Source organism: Mycobacterium sp. TH-M103, assembly GCF_057473785.1.
Window position 1 is genome coordinate 1 of record NZ_JBYCLG010000142.1, and the last position, 1,828, is coordinate 1,828.

Genomic DNA, 1,828 nt, shown 5'->3' on the forward strand with positions numbered 1-1,828 from the left:
TGAACCGGTCGGTGAGCCAGCGCAGCGTCATCGGGGCCGACAGCGGGTGCAGGAGCATGTGCTCGTTGAACGCGTCCCGGTGGTAGGTGACCCGGGCGCCGCCGGTCGAATAGGCGTCGGCGAGCACGTCGATGTCGTTGACGTCGATCAGGTAGTCGTGCACGGCCTGCACGAGCAGCACCGGCGGCGTCGGCACCGCGGCGCCCAGCTTGATCTGGTCGAAGACGTAGCTGACCTCGGGGGTCGACAGGATGGCCTCGAGCGGTTCGTCGAGGTAGTCGCCCATGTTCTTGCCCGCCATCCGGACGACGGCTTCGACGGTCGTCATGTTCTCCAGCGACTCCAGCAGGGCGCGGCCCTCTTCGCTGGCGTGCTTCTTGATGATGCGGTCCAGGTCGGGATAGGTGTGGGCGAGTGCCGCCACGACCATTGCGGGCAGGCCGGACAGGAAGCTGCCGTTGAGCCTGCGGAAGGTGTTGCCCAGATCGCCGACGGGTGATCCCAGCACCGCCCCGACGATGTCCAGGTCGGGTGCGTAGTCGGCGGACATCTCGGCGGCCCACGCGCTGGCCAGTCCGCCGCCGGAGTAGCCCCACAGCCCGATCGGCGCCGACGGGGATAGCCCGAGCCGGTCCGAGCTCAGGGCGGCCCGGATGCCGTCCAGGACGCGATAGCCGGGTTCGTACGGGGCGCCCCACAGCCCCTTGAGGCCCTCGTGGTCGGGCACCGAAACCGCCCACCCCTCGGCGACGGCGGCGGCGATCAGGAACAGCTCGAGCTGGCCGATGGACCCGAGCGCCCGGGCCCGGCGCCGCAGCGCATAGGACGGGAAGCAGCGCGACGACACGGCGTCGATCGCGCACTGATACGACAGCAGCGGGCAGGTCTGCCCGGGAGCGAGCTCGGCAGGCACGATCACCGTGGTCGCCGCCGCCTCCGGCTCGCCGTTGAGGTCCATCGTCCGGTAGAGCAGCTGGACGGCGTTGACGGCCTGCGGGATCAGGCCCAGCAACGCCAGTTCGACGTCGCGCGAGCGCAGCACCGTGCCCGGCTGGGCATGCTGATAGCCCAGCGGCGGCTGGTAGAAGGGATCGTCGGACGGCAGCAGCGGGCGCACGCTGCGCTGCAGTTCCTCGTGTGGTGGCCGGCCGATCCACTCCGCGCCGCGCGCTCCCGCCAGATTGCCGAGTTCAACCATCACGGATCCCTTCTTGGCCAACCGGCATTGTCGCGTATGAACGGGTGGTAACCAAAACGTAATCGCCGCAGTTTGGACCAGTTCGTGTCGGTCGGTCCGCTCGCCTGCGGCGACGCCCGGCAGATCGGCCGCCGCCGCACCGGTTGCCACCTCAGATAGCCCCGCGGGGTGGGTCCCAAACCTTCACGGCTGCCCGGGGGGCCGGAACGCGGCAAATTCTTCGGTGACCCGCAGCTGGGAGTCGACGAAGTGGTACAGCGCCGCCGGCCGCCCCCCGCTGCGTCCCGACTGTGCGATGGTACCGGTCTGTGTGATGACCCCGCGCCGGACGAGGACCCGCTGCAGGTTCGTTGCGTCGACCGGGTGGCCCAGCGTGGCGCCGTAGATGTCGCGCAGGGCGGACAGCGCGAACTCCTTGGGCGCGAGGGCAAACCCGATGTTGGTGTAGGACATCTTGGCCACCAGCCGGGCGCGTGCGTGGGTCACCATCGGCCCGTGGTCGAAGGCCATCAGCGGCAGCGCGCTCACCGGATGCCAGCGGGTGTCCGGTGGCAGCTCGGGGGTGGCGGGGGAGGGCACCAGGCCCAGGAACGTCGACGCGATCACCCGGGTGTTGCCGGGCACCCGGTG

Annotated in this window: 2 protein-coding genes; both read right to left on the reverse strand. The window is 70.2% G+C overall.

All coding sequences use genetic code 11. The features are described from left to right. Window positions 1-1,198, reverse strand: a 1,198-nt coding sequence (locus tag AC2VOR_RS07965; protein WP_486963544.1) for a lipase family protein, incomplete at its 3' end; no start/stop codon positions are given. Window positions 1,199-1,381: 183 nt separating this feature from the next. Then, a partial coding sequence (locus AC2VOR_RS07970; protein ID WP_486963545.1) for an NUDIX hydrolase occupies window positions 1,382-1,828 on the reverse strand: 447 nt, incomplete at its 5' end.